The sequence below is a fragment of the Thalassobacillus cyri genome (genome assembly GCF_900107755.1).
GTDB classification, from domain to species: domain Bacteria; phylum Bacillota; class Bacilli; order Bacillales; family Halobacillaceae; genus Thalassobacillus; species Thalassobacillus cyri.
Genome location: NZ_FNQR01000008.1, coordinates 166,221 through 183,858, shown reverse-complemented (window position 1 = coordinate 183,858; position 17,638 = coordinate 166,221). Strand labels below are relative to the sequence as shown.

At 41.5% G+C, this 17,638-nt stretch carries 10 protein-coding genes; all 10 read right to left on the bottom strand.

The window, feature by feature from the left end; all coding sequences use genetic code 11:
• On the bottom strand, window positions 1–774 hold the full coding sequence (locus BLV00_RS11505) for an enoyl-CoA hydratase/isomerase family protein (protein ID WP_342722569.1): 774 nt from the start codon (window positions 772–774) through the stop codon (window positions 1–3).
• Window positions 775–790: 16 nt separating this feature from the next.
• Entirely contained in the window at window positions 791–1,636 is an 846-nt protein-coding gene (locus BLV00_RS11500) for a 3-hydroxyacyl-CoA dehydrogenase (RefSeq protein ID WP_093045129.1), read from the bottom strand.
• Between the two features lie 44 nt (window positions 1,637–1,680).
• Window positions 1,681–2,343, bottom strand: coding sequence for a 3-oxoacid CoA-transferase subunit B (locus tag BLV00_RS11495; RefSeq protein ID WP_093045128.1), 663 nt, complete (start codon window positions 2,341–2,343; stop codon window positions 1,681–1,683).
• A complete protein-coding gene (locus tag BLV00_RS11490) occupies window positions 2,318–3,019 on the bottom strand; it encodes a CoA transferase subunit A (protein WP_093045127.1) in 702 nt (233 codons plus the stop codon). The genes BLV00_RS11495 and BLV00_RS11490 overlap by 26 nt, the downstream gene beginning before the upstream one ends.
• Window positions 3,020–3,842: 823 nt before the next feature.
• Window positions 3,843–5,489, bottom strand: coding sequence for a thiamine pyrophosphate-dependent enzyme (locus BLV00_RS11480; protein ID WP_093045125.1), 1,647 nt, complete (start codon window positions 5,487–5,489; stop codon window positions 3,843–3,845).
• A 235-nt stretch (window positions 5,490–5,724) separates the two neighbouring features.
• Complete coding sequence (locus tag BLV00_RS11475; protein WP_093045124.1) at window positions 5,725–6,135, bottom strand: PaaI family thioesterase; 411 nt, start codon at window positions 6,133–6,135, stop codon at window positions 5,725–5,727.
• Window positions 6,128–7,120, bottom strand: a complete 993-nt coding sequence (locus BLV00_RS11470; protein ID WP_093045123.1) for an NAD(P)H-dependent flavin oxidoreductase — start codon at window positions 7,118–7,120, stop codon at window positions 6,128–6,130. The genes BLV00_RS11475 and BLV00_RS11470 overlap by 8 nt, the downstream gene beginning before the upstream one ends.
• 326 nt (window positions 7,121–7,446) lie before the next feature.
• Window positions 7,447–9,390, bottom strand: coding sequence for a TRAP transporter permease (locus BLV00_RS11465; protein ID WP_245728951.1), 1,944 nt, complete (start codon window positions 9,388–9,390; stop codon window positions 7,447–7,449).
• A gap of 43 nt (window positions 9,391–9,433) precedes the next feature.
• Window positions 9,434–10,453 carry a TAXI family TRAP transporter solute-binding subunit gene (locus BLV00_RS11460; protein WP_093045122.1) on the bottom strand — a complete coding sequence of 340 codons (1,020 nt, stop codon included), beginning with the start codon at window positions 10,451–10,453 and terminating at the stop codon, window positions 9,434–9,436.
• 931 nt (window positions 10,454–11,384) lie between these two features.
• Window positions 11,385–17,282: a pullulanase gene (locus BLV00_RS11455; RefSeq protein ID WP_093045121.1), complete on the bottom strand. Its 5,898-nt coding sequence runs from the start codon at window positions 17,280–17,282 to the stop codon at window positions 11,385–11,387.
• Window positions 17,283–17,638 lie beyond the last annotated feature (356 nt).

Genomic DNA, 17,638 nt, shown 5'->3' with positions numbered 1-17,638 from the left:
TTATTGACTCATAAACTCTGGTTTTCTTTTATCCAGAAATGCCTGCGTACCTTCATTCTTATCTTCTGTGCCAAAGGCAATCGTTTGAGCAAATTTTTCAAGCATCAAGGCTGTATCAAGGTCTGTATCAAAGCCTTTATTGATTGTCATTTTCGCTAATTTCACAGCTACAGGGCCTTTAGCGGCTATAGTATTTGCTAGTGCATTTGCTTCTTCCAGCAACTGTTCTTTGGGAACAGCTTTTGTCACAATCCCCCATTGTTCGGCTTCTTTTCCATCCATTAATTTTCCAGTTAAAACCATTTCCATTGCTTTTCCTTTTCCAACAATCCGGCTTAACCTCTGGGTTCCGCCAGCACCAGGAACGATAGCCAAATTCAATTCAGGAAGACCGATCTTCACTTCTGCTGCTGCCACACGAATATCGCAAGCTAAAGCTAATTCAAAACCTCCGCCTAATGCAAAACCATTAATTGCGGCGATCGTTGCTTTACCGCAATCTTCTATCCTTTTATACGTTGCCTGCATTCCAGGTACCAAAGCTTCTAACATTTTTCTGTCTCGAAGCTGTTTAATATCAGCCCCGGCAGCAAATGATTTTTCTCCTTCTCCTGTCAGGATAATCACTTTAATGCTTTCGTCGTTTTCAAATATTTCTATCGCTTCTTCTATTTCTTGTAATGTTTTCTTGTTAAGAGCATTTCTGGTCTCCGGACGGTTGATTTTTATTATCCCCATCCCGCTTTCACTTTGCTTTAAAATATTCTCAAACATACCCATACTCCCTCTTTTACTCATATTGATAAAAACCTGAACCCGTTTTTCTTCCCAGTTTTCCTGCTTTTACATATTTACTCAAGAGAGGACATGGACGGTATTTTTCACCCAATGTTTGATGCAGGTATTCCATGTTTCTCAGTCTGGAGTCCAGTCCAACAAGATCAGCAAGTTCGAGTGGTCCCATTGGATGGTTCAGCCCCAACTTCATTGCTTTATCAATGTCTTCAGCCGAAGCTACTCCCTCCATCAAAAGGTTCATAGCTTCATTTCCAATCAGGCAATTCATTCTGCTTGTCACAAACCCTGGAAATTCATTCACTTCAACCGTTTCTTTTTTCATCTGAGCGCCAACTTCTTGTATTTTCTCCACTGTTTCCTGAGAAGTATCCAGTCCCTTGATTAGTTCTATTAATTTCATTTTATGGACTGGGTTGAAGAAGTGCATCGCAATCACTTTTTCTGGACGTGAGGTTTGCGCCCCGATTTCTGTCGGACTCATCGTCGAAGTATTTGTTGCCAATATGGTGTGTTCAGGACAAAGTTCATCTAACTCTTTGAATATCTTTATTTTTAGCTCCATTTGTTCAAGTACGGCTTCGATAACCAAATCTGCATCTTTCACGCTTTCTTTCAAATTCTGTGAAAACGTAATATTATTCAATGTTCGATTAACATCTTCTGATTGAATAAATCCTCTATCAGCACTTTTTTTCAATTCTTTTTCAATATAGGATTTTGCTTTATCAAGAGCTTCTGTATTAATATCATTTAGGTGAACATGAAAGTCGTTCAGAGCGGAAACGTAAGCAATACCTCTCCCCATAACTCCCGAACCGACAACAGCAATATTTTTCATTTCCTATAACTCCTTTGATCTTTCAACTTTTAGTAATAAGGTTCTTAATAGTCCGTTTTCAATTCAGGTGATACTACAAAATTAGCTTCTGTGCTTTCCTTTAATTGGTCGATCGAAAAATCTTCTGCGATTTCCGTTAGTATCATTGTTTCATTTTCAAACTTAAAAACCGCCTGTTCTGTTACAACCATATCTGCTTTACGGACACCACTTCTGGGAAAAGTCAGTTTTTTTATTATTTTTGGCTTTTTATCTTTCGATTGGTGTGTCATAGATAAGATGATTTTTTTAGCTCCTGCAACTAGATCCATTGCTCCACCTACGCCCAGGATATCTTTACCCGGAACAGCCCAATTGGCAATTTCCCCAGTTTCATCTACCTGTAGAGCTCCCAAGATAGCTACATCGACATGACCGCCGCGAATCATTGCAAAGGAATTGGAACTACTAAATAATGAAGCTCCAGGACTCATAGTTATGGGTTTTTTACTGGCGCTGATTAAATCCATATCAACCTGATCATCAGGTGGGGTTGGTCCGATGCCCAACAACCCATTTTCAGATTGCAAAAAGAGACTTTTGTCACCTAGGTAATCAGGTATTAAGGTGGGGATACCCACTCCTAAATTAACGACATCTCCGTCTTGAAGTTCGTCTGCTACTCTTTGAGCGATCTTCACCTTATCGGTAACCGACGTTTTGTTCAATGTAACGACCTCCTTCTTTTATATAACGATCATTTAAAACCACATAATCTACATAAATATGAGGGGTACCAATATCTTCTGGAGCAATGTCACCGGTTTCCACTATTTCATCAACCTCGGCGATTACAAGATCACCGGCTGTTGCTACTTCAGGATTAAAGTTCATAGCTGTTTTGTGATAATATAGATTTCCTAGTGAATCCGCTTTCAGAGCTTTTACTAAAGACACCTCACCTTTTATTGCCTGTTCCAGTACATACGGTTCTCCATCAAATTCACGCATTTCTTTACCTTCCACCAGTTCCGTTCCAACACCTGTTCTTGTGAAGTAAGCAGCAATCCCAGCCCCCCCAGCTCTCAGGGACTCGGCCAACGTTCCTTGAGGGATTAATTCAATCTCTAAATCATTTGCTGCCCAGGCTTTTACCGCATCCCTGTTCGTTGTAAAGTAGGAACCTATTGCTTTTTTTAATTGTTGGGAGACTAATAGTCTTCCTAACCCTCTCCCCTCTTCGCCTAAATTGTTACTTACCACGGTTAATTCCCTGGCATCATGTTCTGTCAGTGCATCGATTAATGTTAGTGGGGAACCAGATAATCCAAATCCCCCGACAAGTAATATGTCTCCCGTTTTGATTTTTTTTATAGCTTCTTCGGCTGTTCGTAGTTTTTTCATCCACGCCATACCCCCTTTTAAATTGCCTGTTTTTCCCCTGAAGCTAACCAAGCGTCAGAAGAAATAAACCTTTGTACGATTATAGACACAATAACTAATATTCGTACGCATTTGTTTTATATTAAAATATTAAGTATATTTTGTCAATTGAACCTCCTTTATTTTTATTTTTTTCAGAAAGTTCAAATTAATATCTGGATTATTAAAACTTTAACCAAGGGTGTTGGTTGTTGAAAACTGACCAAAAAACATTGCCAATATAAACAAACACAGCATCCACATGAAGAAGAATAAGAAGAAAAAGGAAAAGCATACATCTATGCAAATAAAACTTAGAAAATCAAAAAAAGAATGGGGGGGTGCTTCATTGGAGTAATTGAGGTTAACTCTGGCTGGATATTGACTCAAAGGTGTTAAACAAAAGATTAGGAACTTATGTGGCCTGAAAGGGGTGAAATGTAAACAAACGTAAACATCAACGTTTACGTTTGTTTAATAAAAAGGAAGATGATTATGGGCTTAGGAAACTGTGAGAATATCTTCTTTTACACCTCCCTAAATAATAAAGAAGACTTAAATATCCAGCCGGTGTTTGTCTATTTTTATGTTAATGGGATTAATAGTAAAAAGAAGAAGTTAATAATGATAGAGACTCATGGATTCAGATCCGAAGATAGTATTAGCAAGGCCTTATTGTACGAGAGGTGATTTATATTATTTGGTTTCATCACAACAACAACTTCTTTAAATTAGTCCTTAAACAAAACTACCTCAGCCTTGAAAGTTCAGCAGTCAAAGGGACGGTAAGGACAGCTGTAATACATCAGTTCGTTAATCGCATTCCTACCGATACTTGGTTAGGGTTCATTTTCATTTCAATAATGGTAGGTCTGTCAGTTTCTTGAAGTGCCTCTTTAAAAACTTTACGGAAATGAGCACAAGAATCTATACTTATTCCATGTGCTCCAATTGCCTCTGCCAATTTGGAATAATTAACATCAGATAGTTTTGTACCAATAACATGATTCGGGAATGTTTTTTCCTGGTGCATCCTAATTGTTCCATAAGAGGAATTGTTGAATACCAAAACAATAACCGGAGTTCTATTTCGCACGGCTGTCTCAATCTCTTGAAGAGTCATCATAAAGCCTCCATCACCAGTAAATACAATCACAGGTTGTTTGGGGGAAGCCATTTTGGCCCCTACACCAGCAGGAAATCCATATCCCATTGCTCCAGAAGTGGGTCCAGTATAAGATTTCTTGCCAGTAAAGATATGAAAATTATGCATCCATGTAGCAAAATTTCCGGCATCGTTTGCAATAATAGAATCCGCAGGACATAGTTCGTTAAAAGCCTGTATTATTTCTTTATAGCCTATAGACCAATCTAATTCTTGTATATCTTCAATACGAGAACTACTTAGAAAAGCTTCTCTCCGTTCATTACCCCATGTCTTCCACTTAGAATAACCTCCCTCTTCTACTGCCCCTGTCAAAGAATGGAGGGCTGTTTTTGCATCTGCTACCAACCCAACTTCGGTTGGAAAAACCCTTCCCAGAATATCTGGTTCAATATCAAGATGGATTAATGTTTGCTCAGGTTTTAATAAGGAATAATCTTGGGTAGTAACCTCTGAGAGCCTTGTACCAACGGCAAAGACCACATCAGCCTGTTGGACTGTTTCTAGTTGAGTAACTGGGGTACCAAGACCTAGATGCCCACAATACAGCGGGTGGTCATTGGACAGTACATCATGCCTCCTAAATGAAGCCATTACTGGAATGTTTGTTTTTTCACAGAAAGCTTGCAGGGCTTCTTCACCGTTTGAAAGTTTGATCCCCCCTCCTGCGATGATAACCGGACGCTCAGCTTTTTTCAGATGAGTTAGTATTTCTTCTACTTGATGTAATGAGAGTGCTGGTTTCGGAATAGTAACGCTTTGCGCGAACCTCATATCAGCTTTCTCAGGCAAAATATTTTCCGGGAGCGAAACAACAACCGGACCAGGACGTCCTGACTTTGCAATCCGAAAGGCCCGTTGCACCAATTCAGGTGTACGTTCCGGATCACGAATTTCAACGCCCCACTTAGTTGCCTGTTCTAGAAAACGATCAAGCTCCATTTCTTGAAATCCTTCACGACCACGATATTTAGTATGTACCTGTCCCAGGAAGACAACCATGGGTGTGGAATCCTGATAAGCAGTATGGATGCCAATGGAAAGATTTGCTGCGCCAACTCCACGAGTTGCCATCACTACTGCAGGATTGTTAGATGTCTTGGCATAACCCTCGGCCATAAATGCTGCTCCACCTTCATGTCGGGTGGATATTAATTCAATACCATCTTCATTATAAATGGCCTCCATTAATGGAAGATAGCTTTCTCCAGGTACACAAAACACACGCTCCACTTGTTCACGCTTCATACACTCGACAATCGCCTCAGCACTTGTCATGTGGTACATATCTAACCCCTCCTATAGTACGAATAATTACTTAATCCGCTTTGCTGCTTTCTGCGTTTGTGTAAATCGGGCAGATCAGGTGACATCCTTCTTCTATATAACACCCTATATATCTCTAATTCCATCCCCATCAGAATCCATAAAACACTACGGGAAAATAAACGATATGAGACTGTTTCTTTCCCTCATTTTCTACTCATAGTCTGCTCTCACTGCTGACAATTGAATGTATGAGTTAAGTTAAAGAATTCTTTTTTGATTCTTTTCTTTGAAAAGTGCCACTTCCTTTAGCTAACAAATCCCCATTTTCATTAGTAATACTGGCTTCTGCAACTATAATCTTTTTTCCTTGTTTAATTATAGATCCCTCAGAGATTAATACTCCCTTTGTCACAGGTAAAAAGAAGTTTACATCCAGATGAATCGTTATAGCTGGCTTTTTTACAATAGAGCGAATCAATATTCCCATTGTAGTATCAAGTATAGAAGCATACACCCCTCCGTGCACTGTTCCGATGGTATTATGGAGATGGGACTCAATAGGTGTTCTGATTTGAACTTTACCTTCTTCTAAAGCTGCTATCTCCATCCCTAATCTAGTTCCAAATGGACTCGCATTAAAATCTTTTTGGATTTCACTAATCATCTACAAATACTCCTTCTTTTTGTGAAAAAACTACTAGTTTATTTAAGCGATATAACTCATCTTTGGCTTCTTTTACAATTTCATTAATAAGGTCTGATACTGGTAATATACTATCTATAGCGTCAACCACTTGTCCAAGTGAAATGACTCCTTGGTTAACATCTCCTTTTTCAATCAATGCTTTATATGCTTCGCCTCCTATATAAGGCAACAGTTGTTCTACCGTACAACCTTGGTTTTCCAATTCATTTATCTTTTTTGATACTTCTGTTTTCATTACTCTTGCAGGTTTATTAATGGAACGTTTGATGATAGATGTATCAGTTGCTTCTAATTCAATTAATCTATTTTTTATTTTGTCATGAATAGGATTCTCTCTAACTGCTAAAAACCTTGTCCCCATCTGTATCCCTTCTGCCCCTAAAGATAACGCCGCAAGAAGGCCTTTTCCATCACTGAATCCACCGGCAGCAATAACAGGGATAGATAGTTCTTTTGCAATTCTGGGCGTAATTACCATACTGGTCGTATCATTCAAACCTGGATGGCCCCCACATTCATAACCTAAAGCTACCACAGCATCACAACCGATCTTCTCTGCTTTTTTTGCAAAACGTAGAGAAGGCACCACGTGCACTACTTTAATCCCCGCTTGTTTAAGCTTCTTCATGTATTTTTCCGGATTGGCCCCCGAAGTGAAAACAATAGGCACCCCCCCTTCGATGACACCTTCTACAAATTCATCCATTGGCCTTCTTATCCCAATGGCAATATTCACCCCAAAGGGTTTGTCTGTATTAGCTCTTACCTGTTCAATATCGCTAAGCATAGCTTTTTTATCTGGATAGCTTCCGGCTGTAATCAAACCAAGTCCTCCGGCCTGAGAAACTGCAGTTACTAATGGACTGGTCCCAAGCCCTTGAAGACCTCCTTGAATAATAGGGTATTCAATTTGAAAAAGTTCAGTTATCTTAGTTTGAAACATGATAGCTTCCCTCCCTCATCATAGTACTTTTTTAAAATCTCCAGTAACTCCATTTTTCTCTTAATCTCCTAAATTATAAAATTAAAGAAACCCACTTTAGCTTTTTATGATATAAAGCAGGTTTCTTTAAATGTCCTTTTATGTCTTAAGTTTTCTATGGTTGTTAGATACCTATATTCAAAGTATTAACAAACCCTAGAGATAAACGGTCCTTACCGGCCATCTTTTCTGCAATTTCAACGTCTTAGATTATATTTACCTCACCTTTAACTTCGATAAGTTATATAATTCTTAATGTCCTCCTACATGAACTGGTTTCACCCTTCTTATTGAATATTAGTTTCGGCTGTTGTGCGTGAAGTTAAATTTCTGGCATTAGCCCTGTGAATGAAGATGATGGCGAAAACCCCTGCCAAACCAACTATGTCAGTATATAGACCTGGGATTATTAGTACTAATGATGCTGCAAGGATGATTAACCTTTCCCACCATTTCATTTCAACTTTAAGCCATCCTTCTGCACCAGCTGCTATCCCATAGATGCCCACTCCAGCTGTTACTACCGTTATAATGGTTTCAATAACTCCTCCTTGCATAAGTAAAGAAGGACCATAAACAAACATGTAAGGAACAATAAAAGCTCCAATACCAAGACGAAGCGCTAATACTCCTGTACGCATAGGATCTGAACCTGCTATTCCAGCTCCAGCAAAAGCAGCTAACGCCACTGGAGGCGTAATTGCAGAAACGATAGCAAAATAGAAAATGAACATGTGAGCTGCTAAAGGGCTCACTCCCAGTTCAACTAAAGCAGGAACAGTCAAAGCAACTTGTACAATGTAAGCGGCCACCGTAGGAAGTCCCATTCCCAATATAATCGAGCTGATCATTGTGAAGAAAAGTGCTAAAAATAAGTATCCACCTGAGAGAGAAATGATGATAGAACTAAATTGCATTCCTATCCCTGTTAAAGAAACAACACCAGTGATTATACCTGCGGCCCCACATGCAATAGCCGTTTCAATGGATGCACGGGCACCAGTGTCAAGTATATTAATCAAACCTTTAAAATCTAGTCTTGTTGTGCTTTTAACAGCTGCGACTAAAATCACCAATACGATGGCAAATAGTCCTGCACGCATAGGTGAGTAACCAATGAATAATAAGTAAATAATCAATAGTAATGGGGTTAAAAACAGAAAACCACTTTTCATTACATCTTTAATATTTGGTAATTGGTTTGGTGACATTCCGCGAAGTCCCCGTCTTGACGCCCTAAAGTTGACTTGGAATATGAGGCATAAATAGAACAATAAAGCAGGAATAATGGCAGCAACAGCTACCGTCGCATATGGCACACCTAAATAGGAGGCAATGATAAAAGCAGAAGCTCCCATTATCGGAGGCACGATTTGCCCTCCAGATGACGCCACGGATTCAACTGCTCCGGCGAATTCTTTTTTATAACCTATCTTCTTCATTAATGGGATAGTGAAAGATCCTGTAGTAACAGTGTTGGCAACAGCACTACCGGAAATGGTCCCCAATATTGAACTTGCTGCTATGGCAGTCTTTGCAGGTCCGCCACGATATTTACCCATTGTAGAAATTGCGAGATCAATAAAAAACTGACCAGCTCCTGACTTTTCTAAAAACTTTCCGAATAGAATAAACATAAAAATGAAGGTGGCAGATACTCCTAAAGGAATACCGAATACACCATTGGTTGTATAAAATAGATGCTCGGTCACCCACGCATAGCTAAACCCTTGATGATATAATGGTCCTGGTAAATAAGGTCCCGCAAAAGCATAACCTATGAACAAAGCAAGAATTATTGTCAATGCCCAACCAATCGACCTTCTTGTCGCTTCTACAAGTAATAATGTTGCTATTCCCCCAATAATCAAATCCATCGAACTCAATGGATCTATATAAACCATGCGTTGGGAAATAGCTTCCGCGTTATAAACGATATATCCCAAAGAAGTCAGGCTTAAAAGAACTAAGCAATAGTCATACCAGCCAATCTTTTCTTTCTTCATTTTTTTTGAAGGCTTGATTACTAGGAAAGTTAAAACTAAAGCAAACCCTAAATGTGCAGAACGTTGCAGTACGGATTGAAATATCCCAAAAAAGGCGGTGTATAAGTGAAAAGCTGACATTCCTACTCCAAAAAGCGATGTTATCAAACCAGCTATCCCAGTGATATTTCGAGTCTTTGAAAGAGCAGATATTTGAAGTTCATCTTTTTTGTTTGTTTCTCCCACGTGAAACACTCCTCCTTAAGTGAGATGGCTGGAAATAGCCAACTTATTCCCCTAGTAAACCTGCTTCTTTATAATACTTTTCTGCACCAGGGTGCATAGGTCCGATTTTATTATTAATTGAAAATTCTGCGTTAAATGATTCCATCATTTTATTCAAAGATACCCATTTTTTCTTGTTCTCGAATAATGTCTTTGTTAATGTATAAACAGTGTCTTCGCTTAGACCTTCATTCACCATAAAGGTTGTATGAGCCGCAACCGTATTTGTGTCTGTGTCAATATTTTCATAGACACCGGCTTCAATGGTGTACTTGTTAAACCCTTCATTTGATTCCTTCATTTTTGTTATGGTTTCATCTTTTAATGGAATAAGTCTGATGCCAAACGTGGTATCTAATTCTTGGAATGTTGATACTGGTGCTGAAATCATCCCTACTACGGCATCAATGTGACCATCCCTGAGCAAGCTTGCTCCATCAGCTGTCCCTACATATTCAACTTTAGCTAAATCATCATAAGACATACCGTTAATCTCAAGAATTTGTTTGAAAGCCAATTCACCACTATACCCTTTGATCCCAGGACTTACCTTTTTCCCTTTCAAATCTTCCACAGACTTGATATCGGAATCTGCCGGGACTACAATATGAAAAACGTTCGGATAAAGAGTAGCAGCCCACGTGATGTTTTCTCCTTCTTTTTTGAAGCTATTTTCACCGTTTAAAGCCTCTGGAACTGTCTGTCCATTTGAAAAACCCATATGGAATTTTCCACTTTCGATACCTTTCAAATTACTGATTGATCCTCCTTCAATAACGTTCACTGAAGAGCCATCAATAGTTTGTTCTATTTCATTGGCATAAGCTCCACCTAGGGCATACCAAAAACCTCCCTGTGTGGCTGCCCCAAAATTAAAGTTGCTAGTCTGCATATTCCCCCCACCAGAGCCGCCTCCAGACTCATCACCATTTCCTGATGACTGTGAGCTACAACCGATCAACAAACCAACCAAAAGCAATAGAGTAGATAAAAAACGAACACCTTTTATTTTATGAACATTCAATGTTTAGTCCTCCTCATTGTGATAGTATAGATGCCACAGTGAATTCGCTTTCAAAGCTGTTAAACCCTTTAAATTCTCAAGAGGTGTTAACGGACATCCAGCTAGAAAATCATTGGTAAAGAGAAAAGGTTTATTATATTCAACAGTTATTTTCCTGTTATTGCAGTTGAAGACGCTTTCAATATTTCATTAGAGTAAAGTAAAAAACTTCTCTCTGTAAATTCATTGCTATAGGAAATCACATACACTTCTACTTACCTTTCTACCTTTACCATAAGAACCTAAGTCCTCGAGTTTCAATCTCATAAACTAGTTAATACTTAAAAATCATAATCTGAAATTCTAACCCTCCTCTACGAAATTTCACTTCACCCCTTTGTACGAATATAGACATTATAACTAAAATACGTACAACATGTTCTTTATGTTAAAATGTTCTGTATATTTTGTCAATATTTTTCGTAAAATTTACAATATTCGTTCTGAAATAAGAAGCTTCGCTGGGTACCATTGCTAAAACGTTTGTTTTTCCTCCTCAAGTACTAAAGTTCTAGGTAACTTGCTTTAATCTCAGCTCCAACAACCAAGTTATAACATGAGGATAGTTAGTAAACTTACAAAGAGTATCCAAAACAAAACCGAGAACACCCTGGATCCCACTAAATTTGGGAGGGCTTCAGGGTGTTCTCGGTTTTACCCCACGTTCTCCTGGGGACCATCTATGCGCTCTTATCCGTGAGATATGCGCTTTTAACGCTAGAAATGCGCCTTCATATTGATATTTGCGCTTTCATCTGGATATATGTGCTTCTAACTGTCTGAAATGCGCTTTAACTGATAGATATGCGCTTTCCCCAGTAGCTAATGCGCTTTCTGATAGGAATATTGATAAAGGACATGGTGCATGCACCATGTCCCTCATTTTTTTGCTTTAAATAAGCTCTTTTATCTTATTTAATGCTTCTGTAAGCTGCTTGGAGGATACTTTTTCTGCATTTTTCTTACCTGCATCTGTCAGCATTTTCTCCAAACTACGCTCGATCTGCTCACCGGCTGTTTCGATAGCACGTGCTTTACCAGTTTGTTTTTCTTCTATGTCTTCATTCAATGCAACACCCAACACAATCTCCTTGATTTCTGCCGGAGTCAGTTCGCCTGCTGCAGCTAGCTCCATCAATGTTCCAGCAGCTTGTTCAGCGGAAACTTCACCAGCTAAGAAATCTTCGGTATCGAATTGGACCAGTTCTTCTGGTGTTGACGGTTCATCCGCTTTACGGTTTTCCATCTTGATAACGACTGTTGTCAGTGGATCAATCGTAAGTGTATCTTCGGTCATTTTAAAACCGGATCGTACGTCCACTGAATCAGCACCAGCTTCGTCATTGTCAACCAGTACATCGCCGCCTCGGAAGTTGTAGTCGCCTAACGTCAGGCTGCGTGCTTTATCATCGGCATTGACGAATACGTAATAGTTGCCCGTCTCGTCAGTAGACACAGCTTCATACCCAATAAATAAGTCATTGTCTTGCAACTCTGGGAATTCCAGCATAGAAACATTCTCATTGACCAGCGATTGTTCTCCCAATCTAAATGCGTTGGTAGATTTACGCAGTTCAATCATGCCTTCTGTAAATTCTCTTGTCGTAGTATTCACTTCATACTTTTCTTCGTTGGTCGCTTTTTCCCAGTCAAACATGTTGATGGCATCAGAGGAATCATAGGAATCGTGGATGAAGTAGCCGAATGGATCGCCACTGTCATCAGTCAATTCATGATACTTCTGTTCCGGTACGCCTTCACCGAGCCATTGCTTGGTACGTCCGTATTCCTGGCCTGAATGGATGAAGGCTGTTCCCTGGGATGTCAAAATCATCGAATTCCCTAGACGAATCCGTTTATGAATCTCTAAATCATTCTCCGGAATAGCCGGATCCTTTTTAATCGACTGGGCGATGACATCATATAGCGGCAGGTTATCGTGTGCCGCAATATACTGGACCATATCGCCTGGATCGTCTTCCGCCGTATTGGAAGGCTGTCCTTTGATGTTGTTAAAAATTACATCAAGGTCACGAGCCCCTCCAGTCAGGAAGCGAGGCTCCCCTTCGGAACCGAAACCGGATTTCAATTCGTTTCGAATTTCGTCGGAAAAGACGCCGACATCGTCAGTTTTATCCATCCAATCCTGGTCGGCACCCATGCCTTCCAAAGACGGATCTGCGAGATGGCCGGCAAACGTTCTCCACCCTTCCCCAATAAACAGCGCATAAGGGTTGATCTCTTCTGCTGCATTATAAGCATTTTGGACAGCCGGATAGGTGGCATCCCCCATCATATCAAAACGCATCCCGTCAATTTTATACTCATCGAACCAGTATTCCACCGAATCGACCATCAGCTTTTCCGCCATATAATGGTTGGTCGCCAGGTTGTTGCCGAAGCCGCCAAGGAAGTTCCCCTGGTCGTCCTGGAATGCATAGTAGTCTGGAACGATGTCATTCAAAGTGCTTGTCTTGGCCATATGGGTATAGACGACATCAAACACAACACCCATGCCAGCGTCATGAATCGCATCGATCAATTGCTTCAATTCTTTCACGCGCAGTTCTGGATCTTTCGGATTTTCGGAATATGCGCCATCTGGTGAGAAGTAACTGTGAGGGTCATAACCCCAGTTATACGAATTGCCAGCTGCTGAATATTCCAGTTCCCGTTCGCCCATGTTCGTTTCATCGCCGTAGTACCATGCCATCACAGGAAGCAGCTGCACATGTGTTACTCCCAGCGATTGAATGTAATCAAGCTTGTCAATAAACGCGGTATAAGATCCCCATCTGGAATCCAGGTCATCTGCGATGGATGGATCGGATGTAAAGTCGCGGATATGGGTTTCGTAAATCACTGCATCCTCACGCTTCTCATAACCATCGATATCCGCATGGCCAAAGCCTTCCGGATCTGTATCGCTCAAATCGACGATTGCCGCTTTACCAACATCATCGCCATCCGGACCAGGTTCGCCTGTCGTATCGACTGTAAATGCGGCCATTGATTTGGCATATGGATCCAAAACTTTTTTCGTGACACCGTCATTGGTCACTTCGTACTGGTAGTAATAGCCTTCGAGATCCGTTACTCCCAGTTCACTTGCCGCAACCTCTTTAGCCCATACACCCTGCTCACCTTTCGTCAGCTCGACACTTCCGATTTCGGTTGCAGCATCATCTTTATCAAAAAAGTTCGCCACGACTTTGCTTGCTTTTGGTGCCCATAATTTCAATGTAGCATCGTTATCCTGGTACGTGGCTCCAAGGTCGTCACCTTCATAGGCATACAGTTCATCAATCATTCTCCAGCTCGTATCTGCAGAAACGGTTCTTTCTCCGTATTCCACTGTCAGCGGAAGTTTTTCCAAATCGAAGGAAGCTTTTACTTCCACTGTCTTGTCAGCGGTGATTTCCACACTGTCTATCGCTACCTCGTTACCATCCGCATCTTTGATATTCAGCTTAGCCATCAAATCATCAACAGTCAGACCATCGGTCATGGTGAAGCTCAATTGGATGGAGTCCTCAGCAATCACCTCAGCTGATGTGATGCCGGACGCCAGTTCCCAGTATGGGGAAACATAGACATTGTCGTCTCCTTGTCTGAGCCACAGCTGATTGTATCGGTCTAATAGATTGAAAGTTTTGTCGCCGCCATCTTTATTGCCATTCGTAGTATCAAGTGTGATCATACCGATTTCCTTCGCATTCTCTGTCAGCTCGATATCAACATATGCTCCGTACCGGTCTGTGCCTTCAAAAGACGCGGCACCCGTCGGCCAGTTTTCAGAAGGATTGGCTACATCGCCCCAGTTCCAGAGACCGAAGTTTTCATAATCATCGTTGTCACGGTCATAATGGATACGGACGGTATTTTCAGGTAAATCTACAGGCTCGTAGGTATAAACCTTATCCGACCCCTGTTTGATATAAATCTCGTTGATTTCCGGTGAAGTGATCGTAAAACCTTTGTCTCCCCCGTCTTTACCAGCATCGCCTTTGGTCACATCCATGACCAGGAAGCCGATATTTTTCGCACCTTCAGCAAGCTTCACGTCGACATACGCGCCATAGCTGTCTGTTCCTTCAAACATGGTCGCTCCTGTCGGCCAGTTTGCGGATGGTTCGGCCACATCATTCCACAGCCATAAGCCATAGTTTTCATAGTTGCCATCGTCACGCTTGTAATGGATGCGGATGTGATCTTCAGGGACAGGTTCGACTTCTGTACCGTCACCGCCGTCATTGTTTCCTTCACCCATACCTATTATTGCTCCACTATCAACGGTCAATAAAGCCGTCCCGCCATCAGCTTTTCCAGGAATCGTAACGGTAACTTGTCCAGCTTCTGAAGCTTCATAAACTTCCCCGGAATAATGGTCACTTACAGTAGTACCATTATCTACTTCAAGCGTCACTTCCTTGGCTTCTTCCGCAACATTAAGTCCAACATAGACAGAGTCACCTTGATACGCACGTTCAAATAGTAAAAACTGATCGTTGTCAGACCCGCCGATAAAGGTACGATCCCCTTTTGCAAAAACTTCGGACTGCTCGCCTCGGAAGTTCAAAATTTTAGAATAGTGTTCGAGAATATCATTATTCTCTACTTCATTCCAGGCAAAATCATAGCGGTTATCGTATTCCGGGTAGTTATTCGCTCCTGATTGCCCGAGTTCCTCCCCGTAATAGATGACAGGTTGTCCTTTTGCAGTCGCCTGGAGCGAAGCCGCTACTTTCAGCTTGCCTTCATCTCCGCCAAGAGAGTGCAGGAAGCCATCTTCATCATGGCTGCCTAAAAACTGACCCAGTGTAGCGGTGTTATCCATTTTATCGTTACGGGCAGCCAGTTGATCATCGGCTGTTTTCAAGCTGCCATTGACGAAATCATGAGCAATGCCTTTGAACCCGAAATCAAGGAGCGAGTCCATCATTCCGGTTTCCAGGTAACCGTAGTCGTTATCGGCATTCGCTCCCCACGCTTCCCCGATCATCTTGTGTTCCGGCATTTTTTCCGTAATCGCGCTCTTGAACGCCATCCAGGTCGTATCCTCGACATGCTTCACAGTATCGACACGGAAGTAGTCAATCGTGTTTCCTTTATCAGTCGTCGCTGCCTCAATCCAGTTTGTCTGCCAGTCGATGATCTGCTGGCGGACGGCAGGATCTTCGGTCTTGAAGTCAGGTAATCCAGCCAATTCACCGACCACCTCATCAGTGCCGACATCTGTTCCCTGACGGACAAGGTTGCTGAACCTTTCGCGGTCAGCATCAGTCGGATAACCTTCCGGCTGTTCTGCTTCTGGAAGATTGCCATCGACTTCTTTCAATCCATAGCCGGTATGATTCAAGACCACATCCACCATGATTTTCATATCACGGGCGTGGGCTTCATCAATCAGGTTATGGAACTCCTCCATCGTGCCGAAGTGAGGATTCAATACACCAAAGTTATTCGCCCAGTATCCATGATACCCATAGTAAGGCTGGTCGCCTTCTTCATTGAAGCGGACATCATACTTGATGTTTTCAACGATCGGGCTGATCCAGATTGTGTTTACACCAAGGTTATCAAGATAATCAAGCTTCTCGGTAATCCCTTCAAAATCTCCCCCTTGATAGGTGCCGCGTTTAGCCGGGTCATAACCGAGGTTGTACGGATCATTGTTCGATTCATCGCCATCAAAGAAGCGGTCGGTCAGCATAAAATAAATGATCGACTCGTCCCAGTCAAAATCAGCTTCTCCTACGGACTGTCTCGTTTTCACTTCTACTTCTGCTGTGCCTTCATGATGATTTCCAAGAGAGTCTACTACAGTAAGTGGGATTGTTTTCGTTCCAGCAGTCACATCATCATCGACAGCTATCGAAACTTCCTGTAGTGATGGATCAATCGCCAGCTTTTCTGATCCGCCTAAGGCAGAAATATCCGCATACATTTCAGTCACCTCAAGGTCGTCCATGAGACCTTGGACATCAACGTTTAAGACAGCGTTTTCATTATAGTCAATTGCAGCTGGTTCCACTGTTCCAGAAACGCTAAGGTCAGCTTTTTCAAAACTGATCGTCGAAACGCCATTCACTATGTTGTATGGATCGGTCACCTCACTGGTTTCTCCATCCTTGGTTACCAGGTACGTATATGCATGTTCGCCATTCGGAATGTCTTTGTATGCATAGACAAACCGCTCATTCTCGGGCTCATACGTCATTTCCTTCGTTTTACCGTTGAATTTCAACTCAACTTTATCGATCGTATCCATCGCATCGGCAGCGAAAAGGTCTTTATCACGGTAAAAGAATGTCGCGTTTCCATTATCAATCACAGGAGCCGAGCCATCCGGAACAATCCTGATTTCCTCGACACCGCTGGTTATGTATGCCTTGGTGAGGGTGTCGTTCTGACTGACCTGGATAAAACGGTCCCCAAACTCTTTTTCCGCCGTATTCCAGTCTTCGGTACTGCGCAGGACAAAGCCGAACTCTTTTGTTTCAGGAGCAACGGCGATATTCGCTGTCGCCACATTGCCTTCATAGGAATCAAAATTAATCTGGCCGTCCTGTACGCCAGTATTCCAGGTCCAAATATTCCATTCGCCAAAATTCTCATCTTCCCGAATGTAATGGAATTGGACCGTTCTTTGTGCAGTTTCCTCTGTGGCGTTTGTATCAGAAGTACCTTCTGCATGAGCTTGTCTAACCGGCACAACCGGTGACCATAAGCTCAACAGCATGATCAAAATCATAAAAATGGAGAAATTACGCCTCGTATTTCTTCTCATTAAATAGTTTCCTCCCAAAATAGATTAATAGAATCGGATGAAGCTTTCAGCCCTCCCTTCTTTTCGTAGAAATAGACGTTTGCAACTAGTTGAGCAAACGATTGCATAAAAAGGTAAATAAAAAGAGGTTCTTAACAGGTATTTTATATTAATGTGCAAGCGCTTGCATTTTATGTTTTTATTTTACATGATTTGCTAACAAACGGCAAACTGAAATTGCCTTTTATAATGGATCAGGTGAACCATTGCCTATATTGAAAGCGCATTTGTTCCTGTGAGAGCGCATTATTTCGATTGAAAGCGCATTGTTACTCGGCAAGAGCGCATTACCTCGCTTGAAGACGCATTGTTACTCC

Coding starts and splice junctions, on each gene's coding strand:
- BLV00_RS11475 (WP_093045124.1), bottom strand. CDS start 6,135: ATGATTAGTGAAATCCAAAAAGATTTTAATGCGAGTCCATTTGGAACT.
- BLV00_RS11455 (WP_093045121.1), bottom strand. CDS start 17,282: ATGAGAAGAAATACGAGGCGTAATTTCTCCATTTTTATGATTTTGATC.
- BLV00_RS11480 (WP_093045125.1), bottom strand. CDS start 5,489: ATGTACCACATGACAAGTGCTGAGGCGATTGTCGAGTGTATGAAGCGT.
- BLV00_RS11490 (WP_093045127.1), bottom strand. CDS start 3,019: ATGAAAAAACTACGAACAGCCGAAGAAGCTATAAAAAAAATCAAAACG.
- BLV00_RS11505 (WP_342722569.1), bottom strand. CDS start 774: ATGTTTGAGAATATTTTAAAGCAAAGTGAAAGCGGGATGGGGATAATA.
- BLV00_RS11470 (WP_093045123.1), bottom strand. CDS start 7,120: ATGTTTCAAACTAAGATAACTGAACTTTTTCAAATTGAATACCCTATT.
- BLV00_RS11500 (WP_093045129.1), bottom strand. CDS start 1,636: ATGAAAAATATTGCTGTTGTCGGTTCGGGAGTTATGGGGAGAGGTATT.